Below are 6,970 nucleotides of genomic sequence, written 5' to 3'. Positions count from 1 at the left end.
GTGCTGTCCGTGCTGGTCGCGCTGGTGCTGACGCCGGCGCTCTGCGCCACGATCCTGCGGCCGCCCAAGGACCACGCGACGCAGAAAGGTCCGTTCGGCTGGTTCAACCGTATCTTCGACCGCGGCACAACAGCCTATCGCGACGGCTCGCACGGCATCATCAACCGGGGCAAGCGCTTCCTGGTCGTCTTCCTTGCCATCGTCATTGCCATGGGCTGGATGTTTGCGCGGCTGCCGAGTTCGTTCCTGCCGGAAGAGGATCAGGGTATCCTGATCACCAGCGTGCAACTGCCGGTCGGCGCGACGCAGGACCGGACCGAGCGCGTGCTGGCCCAAGTGACCGACCACTATCTCAAGCAAGAAAACGATGCGGTCGAAGGGGTCTTCACCGCCTCAGGCTTCGGCTTTGGCGGCGCCGGGCAGAATGTCGGCATTGCGTTCGTGCGAATGAAGGATTTCGATCAACGCAAATCGCCCGCCTTGGCCGCGCAAGCGGTCGCCGGCCGTGCGATGGGCGCCTTCTCCAGGATCAGGGACGCCCAGGTCTTCGCGCTCGCTCCGCCGGCCATCCAGGGCTTCGGCAACACCAACGGTTTCGACTTCTATCTGCAGGACGTCAATGGCGCCGGCCATGACGCGCTGATCCAGACGCGCAACCAGCTTCTGGCCCTGGCCGGGCAGAGCAAGCTGCTGGCCAACACAAGGCCCAACGGCCAGGAGGACCAGCCGCAATTTTCGGTCGACATCGACCAGGAAAAAGCCAGCGCGCTGGGTGTCAGCCTTGCCGACATCAACAACACGCTGTCGACCGCCTGGGGCAGCGACTACGTCAACGACTTCATCGATCGTGGACGGGTGAAGCCGGTTTATCTGCAGTCGGGCCCGAACTTTCGCATGCAGCCGGAAGACCTGGAGAAATGGCAAGTCCGCAATTCCAACGGCGCCATGGTGCCGTTCTCGGCCTTTGCCTCCAGCCACTGGACGTTCGGCTCGCCCAGGCTCGAACGCTACAATGGTTCGGCGGCGGTCGAGATCCAGGGCGCGGCGGCCGCCGGCGTCAGTTCGGGTGCCGCGATGGACGAGATCGACAGGCTGGTGGCGCAGCTGCCCGCCGGATATTCCCACGAATGGACCGGATTGTCGCATCAGGAGCGGCTTTCCGGCAACCAGGCGCTGTCGCTCTATGCGATTTCGGCGCTGGTCGTGTTCCTATGCCTGGCCGCGCTCTATGAAAGCTGGTCGATCCCGTTCGCGGTCATGCTCTCGGTGCCGATCGGCATCTTTGGCGCGTTGCTGGCGGCGACCCTGTTCGGCCAGACCAACGACGTCTATTTCAAGGTCGGGTTGCTGACGACGATCGGGCTGGCCGCCAAGAATGCCATCCTCATCGTCGAGTTCGCCATCGAGCGGCAGACCGCCGGCATGGGTCTCGTCGAGGCGACGCTGGAAGCGGCGCGGCAACGGCTGCGGCCGATCCTGATGACGTCGCTGGCCTTCATCCTCGGCGTGACGCCGCTTGCGATCGCCAGCGGCGCCGGCTCGGGGGCGCAGAACTCCGTCGGCATCGGCGTGATGGGCGGCATGATCGCGGCGACGGTGATCGGCGTGTTCCTGGTGCCGCTGCTGTTCGTCACGGTGCGGCGCATCTTCAGGGGCAAGGCGGCCAAGCAGGATACTGGGCAGGATACAGGCGAAACACCACCGGTAACAGCCAACCAGCAATAAGGGTTCTTCATATGACAGGTTTTGAACGTGGCTTGGTGGCCGCGAGGCGGACGGTCGTGCCGATTTTCACCACTGTCCTGCTCGTGGGATGCGTCGTCGGCCCGGATTATCAGAAGCCGCTTTTGCCGATGCCGGCGAACTGGAGCGGCCAGAAGCCGGCAAAGGCCGCCAGGCCGGCGCAACTGTCGAAATGGTGGCAGCGGCTGCGCGATCCTCAGCTGAACACGCTGGTCGAGGAAGCGGTTACCGGCAATCTCGATGTCGCTACCGCCAAGGCCAGGATCCGCGAGGCGCGCGCCAGCTATCGCCAGAGCGCCGGAACATTGTTCCCGTCCGCCGACGGCTCGGCGTCCGCCACACGCAACAAGACGGCTGCGACCGCATCGGGCGGAACTGCCAGCGATGCCTACAGTCAATACCAGGCCGGCTTTGACGCCAGTTGGGAACTCGACCTGTTCGGCGCCAACCGCAGAAGCGTCGAGGCCGCGCGCTATGGGCTGGACGCCTCCGAGGAGGAGCTGCGCTCGACGCTGCTGACGCTCGTCGGCGACGTGGCGTCCAGCTATGCGCAGGCGCGCGGCTATCAGGCTCGCATTCAGCTCGCCCGGCGCGCAGCCGCCTCGCAAAAGCAAACGGCGGTGCTCACCCGCGCCATGGCGCAAGCCGGCACGGCGACAGCGGCCGATGTCGCCAAGGCGATGGGACAGGCAAGCAGCACCGAGGCAGACGTTCCCTCGTTGGAAGCAGGCTACGCCGAAGCGGTGCATCGCCTTGCGGTGCTCACCGGCCGTCCGCCTTCCGCCTTGAACGAGCGGCTGAGGCGCAGCGCGCCGATTCCCACGCCGCGCCTGCCGATCCCGGCCGGGATTCCGGCCGACATTCTGCTAGCCCGCCCCGACGTGCGCATGGCCGAGCGGCAATACGCGCAATATACCGCCAAGATCGGCCAGGCCGAGGCGGCGCGCTATCCCTCGGTCAGCCTGACGGGAGACATCGACACGTCAGCCTTCAAGCTCGGCGATCTCGGCAAGAACTCCTCGATCGGCTGGTCGTTCGGGCCGACGCTGAGCGTGCCGCTGTTCAATGCCGGTCAGCTGAAGGCGGCCATCGATGTCGCCAAAGCCCAGCGCGATCAATATTTCATCGCCTACCAGGCCTCCGTGCTGACGGCGCTCGAGGATGTGGAAAACGCGCTCGTTGCGCTATGCCAGGAGCGCATCAGGAACAGCAAGCTCGCTTCCTCCGCGAAATCCTACGCAGACGCGGCACACCTTGAAGGCGCGCTTTACAAGGCCGGGGAGACAAGCCTTCTCGAGGTGCTGGACGCTGAGCGCTCGCTATACTCGGCCGAGGACGATCTGCTGCAAAGCCGCATCGCCATCGCCACCGACTACATCGCGCTCAACAAGGCGCTCGGCGGCGGCTGGGACGGTACGATCAATGCAGCCAAGCCCGAGATCATCGATGTCAAGACTGGTCCGCGCCTGGCGTCGAAGACCTGAGGCCCAGGCCGAGAATCGACCCTTGCATTCACCACGGGGGCAGCCAGATTCGGATGCCTGGATCGGGAGCCGCTTGCCTGTCGTCATACAGTTGTCATATGTTGGTGCTAAATATCCTTAACTCTGGATGTATGGATACATGGACAAGAAAGCCGCCCTCCTTGCATTGGCAGCGCTCGGCCAGGACACCAGGCTGGAGGTCTTTCGCTTGCTGGTTCGGGCGGGCACGGATGGCATGCCGGCCGGCGAGGTCGCTTCGCGCCTCGATGCGGTGCAGAATACGATGTCGGCGCATCTGAAGGTGCTCGACCATGCCGGCCTCATCCGCGCCGAGCGCCAGGGCCGGACGATCCGCTACGTTGCCGACATGACCGGCTTTCGCGATCTGCTTGCCTATCTGATGGAAGATTGCTGCAACGGCGCGCCGGAGCTGTGCCGGCCCGTCATTCAAGCTGTCACTTGCGAATGTTGAAGGAGGATGTGTGATGAGCGAGCCATATAATGTTCTTTTTCTCTGCACCGGCAATTCGGCACGGTCGATCCTTGCCGAAGCGATCCTCAATCGTGTCGGAGCCGGCAAGTTTAGGGCATATTCGGCCGGATCGCACCCGAAGGGAGAGGTTCATCCGTTCGCCCTTCAGCTTTTGAAAACCCTCAATCACGACACGTCCTTCGCCCGTTCGAAAGACTGGCAGGAATTCGCCGTTGCCGGCGCGCCGGAGATGAACTTCGTCTTCACGGTCTGCGACAACGCGGCCAATGAATCCTGCCCGGTCTGGCCGGGCCAGCCGATGACAGCGCATTGGGGCGTGCCCGACCCGGCTGCCGTCGAAGGCACGGACGCGGAAAAGCATCTGGCCTTCGCCGAGGCCTATCGCATGCTCAACAACCGGATCTCGATCTTCGTCAGCCTGCCGATGAACAAGATCGACAAGCTCGCCCTGCAGAAGCGGCTCGATGAAATCGGCCGCAATCTGCCGAAGGTCGGCTGAGGAAGGAAGATCGTATCGTGACGGATCATGTTCTGAATACAGGCGATGCGCCGCGTCCCGGCATTGGCTTCGTCGAGAAATATCTGACGGTCTGGGTGGCCTTGTGCATCGTCGCGGGTGTGGCGCTCGGCCACCTGCTGCCGGGCCTGTTCGGCGCGATCGCGGCGGCGGAGGTCGCGAAGGTCAACCTTCCCGTGGCCGTGCTGATCTGGTTGATGATCGTTCCGATGCTTCTGCGGGTCGATTTCGGTTCGCTTGCCAAGGTCGGAACCTATTGGCGTGGTATCGGCGTGACGCTCTTCATCAACTGGGCCGTCAAACCGTTCTCCATGGCGCTGCTCGGCTGGCTCTTCGTCGGCTGGCTGTTCCGGCCCTTGCTGCCCGAGGCGCAGGTCGATTCCTATATTGCCGGGCTGATCATTCTCGCCGCCGCTCCATGTACGGCCATGGTGTTCGTATGGTCGAACCTGACGCGCGGCGAGCCGAATTTCACGCTTTCGCAGGTCGCGCTGAACGATGCGATCATGATTGTCGCATTCGCGCCCATCGTCGGATTGCTGCTCGGTCTTTCGGCAATTACCGTGCCGTGGGGCACGCTGGTGCTGTCCGTCGCGCTTTACATCGTGCTGCCGGTCATCGTCGCGCAACTCGTTCGAGCCCGGCTGCTGGCGACAAAGGGGCAGGCCGCGCTCGATGCGCTTCTCGCCAGGATGCAGCCTTGGTCGCTGTTCGCGCTGCTGGCGACGCTGGTGCTGCTGTTCGGCTTTCAGGGCGAGCAGATCATCGCCCAGCCGCTGGTGATCGCGCTGCTGGCGGTGCCGATCCTGATCCAAGTCTATTTCAACTCCGGACTTGCCTATCTCCTCAACCGCATGTCCGGCGAGCGGCACTGCGTCGCCGGGCCGTCGGCGCTGATCGGGGCGTCGAACTTCTTCGAACTGGCCGTTGCCGCCGCCATCGCGCTGTTCGGTCTGAACTCGGGCGCCGCGCTGGCAACGGTTGTCGGCGTGCTTATCGAGGTGCCCGTCATGCTGTCGGTCGTGTGGATCGTGAACCGAAGCAGAGGCTGGTACGAGCAGGGCGCCGCAGTGAGGAGCACGATGTCGACGGAAAAGGCCGCGCAATGACAATCACCATCTATCACAACCCCGGCTGCGGCACCTCGCGCAACACGCTCGCCATCATCCGGCAGTCCGGCGAAGAGCCGGAGGTGATCGAGTATTTGAAAAACCCGCCGTCGCGAGAACGGCTGGTCGAGCTCATCGCGGCAATGGGGATGACGCCGCGCGAATTGCTGCGCGAAAAGGGTACGCCTTATGCCGAACTTGATCTCGGCGACCCGAAGTGGAGCGACGATGAGATCGTCGACTTCATGCTGGCGCATCCGATCCTGATCAACCGGCCGATCGTGGTGAGCCCGCTCGGCACCATTCTGGCGAGGCCTTCGGAAGCGGTTCTCGACATCCTGCCCAATCGCGATATCGGGCCGTTTACCAAGGAGGACGGCGAAGTGGTGATCGACGCTAAGGGTAAGCGCGTCGTCTAGGTATTTCGACGTTTTTCGAAATTTGTTTTGACACCGTGACGAGCTGTACCTATCTATTTCGATGAAATTCGAAATACGAAAGAAGCCTTGGATCATGACACTGGCCGACCACGCAGGGTCCCTTCCGAACATCCAGATGGAGCAGTTCCCGGCGATTGATGAATCGGCGCTGTTCAATGTGCCCGTCGCGGCTCATAAACCTCGAATTCTGATGCTCTACGGCTCCTTGCGGGAGCGTTCTTATTCCCGGCTGGCCACTGAGGAAGCTGCACGTATCTTGACCTGGCTCGGTGCCGAAGTCCGTATCTTCAATCCTGCCGGTCTGCCGTTGCCGGATTCGGCGCCTGCCCATCATCCTAAGGTGAAGGAGTTGCGTGAGCTGTCGCTGTGGTCCGAAGGTCACGTCTGGTGTTCGCCCGAACGCCACGGTTCGATGACCGGTATCATGAAGGCGCAGATTGATTGGCTGCCATTATCGCTGGGCGGAATGCGGCCCACTCAGGGCCGGACGCTTGCTGTCATGCAGGTTTCCGGCGGCTCGCAGAGTTTCAACGCCGTCAACCAGCTCCGCATCCTCGGCCGCTGGATGCGGATGGTCACCATCCCCAACCAGTCGTCGGTGGCCAAGGTCTTCAACGAGTTCGACGAGGCTGGCCGCATGAAGCCGTCTGCGTATTACAACAGGATCGTCGACGTGATGGAGGAGCTGATGAAGTTCACGCTGCTCCTGCGCGATCGGTCCGACTATCTGACGGATCGTTATTCCGAGCGCGTCGAAAGCGCCGAAGAGGTCGCCAAACGGGTCAGCCAGCGGTCGATTTGAGGCGGATGCGCCGGCTCCGGCGTCGTGGCTGAATGCACAATCATCCTGACAGGCCTCACAAGCAGTGCGGCTGGATACCAGTATACGGCTATTTCGAGAATTTTCGAAATAGCATTGACGCGCTGCCGTTTCGGCGCTAGCTTACTTCCATGAAACTCGAACAAGCAGCAAAACAGCTTGAGGCGCTCGGCAATCCGACGCGGCTCAACCTCTATCGCGCGCTGGTCAGGGCAGGCGAGGCCGGGCGACCGGTCGGATATCTGCAAGAGACGCTGGGTATCGCCGCGTCAACCCTGTCGCATCATCTCCACCGGCTCATCCTGACCGGCCTGGTCACCCAGGAACGGCAGGCAACGACGCTGATCTGCCGCGCCAATTATCC

The 6,970-nt window shown here is 62.7% G+C and carries 8 protein-coding genes; all 8 read left to right on the top strand.

What is annotated here, in order from left to right:
- A partial coding sequence (locus tag CN311_RS22625) for an efflux RND transporter permease subunit (protein ID WP_208866557.1) occupies window positions 1–1,725 on the top strand: 1,725 nt, incomplete at its 5' end.
- 11 nt (window positions 1,726–1,736) lie between these two features.
- Window positions 1,737–3,227, top strand: coding sequence for an efflux transporter outer membrane subunit (locus CN311_RS22620; protein ID WP_097575923.1), 1,491 nt, complete (start codon window positions 1,737–1,739; stop codon window positions 3,225–3,227).
- A 139-nt stretch (window positions 3,228–3,366) separates the two neighbouring features.
- Window positions 3,367–3,699, top strand: coding sequence for an ArsR/SmtB family transcription factor (locus tag CN311_RS22615; protein ID WP_097575922.1), 333 nt, complete (start codon window positions 3,367–3,369; stop codon window positions 3,697–3,699).
- Window positions 3,700–3,712: 13 nt separating this feature from the next.
- Window positions 3,713–4,219 (top strand): arsenate reductase ArsC, encoded by a 507-nt coding sequence (locus CN311_RS22610; protein WP_097575921.1) that lies wholly within the window; start codon window positions 3,713–3,715, stop codon window positions 4,217–4,219.
- A gap of 17 nt (window positions 4,220–4,236) precedes the next feature.
- Window positions 4,237–5,346 (top strand): ACR3 family arsenite efflux transporter, encoded by a 1,110-nt coding sequence (gene arsB / locus CN311_RS22605; protein WP_097575920.1) that lies wholly within the window; start codon window positions 4,237–4,239, stop codon window positions 5,344–5,346.
- Window positions 5,343–5,765, top strand: coding sequence for an arsenate reductase (glutaredoxin) (arsC, locus tag CN311_RS22600; protein WP_097575919.1), 423 nt, complete (start codon window positions 5,343–5,345; stop codon window positions 5,763–5,765). Before arsB ends, arsC begins: the two co-directional genes overlap by 4 nt.
- A gap of 94 nt (window positions 5,766–5,859) precedes the next feature.
- The gene (gene arsH / locus CN311_RS22595) at window positions 5,860–6,588 is read left to right on the top strand and encodes an arsenical resistance protein ArsH (protein WP_097575924.1); all 729 of its coding nucleotides are present in this window, start codon (window positions 5,860–5,862) and stop codon (window positions 6,586–6,588) included.
- 149 nt (window positions 6,589–6,737) lie between these two features.
- Window positions 6,738–6,970: ArsR/SmtB family transcription factor (locus CN311_RS22590; RefSeq protein WP_097575918.1), on the top strand; the 233-nt coding region annotated here is incomplete at its 3' end.

This window comes from Mesorhizobium sanjuanii, assembly GCF_002529485.1.
GTDB classification, from domain to species: Bacteria; Pseudomonadota; Alphaproteobacteria; order Rhizobiales; family Rhizobiaceae; genus Mesorhizobium; species Mesorhizobium sanjuanii.
Note: the sequence above shows the minus strand (reverse complement) of the source record. Positions and strands in the feature narration are given on the sequence as shown.

What these genes read in the sequence shown, in the direction of transcription:
- CN311_RS22620 (WP_097575923.1), top strand. Translation starts at nt 1,737, where the DNA reads ATGACAGGTTTTGAACGTGGCTTGGTGGCCGCGAGGCGGACGGTCGTG.
- CN311_RS22610 (WP_097575921.1), top strand. Translation starts at nt 3,713, where the DNA reads ATGAGCGAGCCATATAATGTTCTTTTTCTCTGCACCGGCAATTCGGCA.
- arsC (WP_097575919.1), top strand. Translation starts at nt 5,343, where the DNA reads ATGACAATCACCATCTATCACAACCCCGGCTGCGGCACCTCGCGCAAC.
- CN311_RS22615 (WP_097575922.1), top strand. Translation starts at nt 3,367, where the DNA reads ATGGACAAGAAAGCCGCCCTCCTTGCATTGGCAGCGCTCGGCCAGGAC.
- arsH (WP_097575924.1), top strand. Translation starts at nt 5,860, where the DNA reads ATGACACTGGCCGACCACGCAGGGTCCCTTCCGAACATCCAGATGGAG.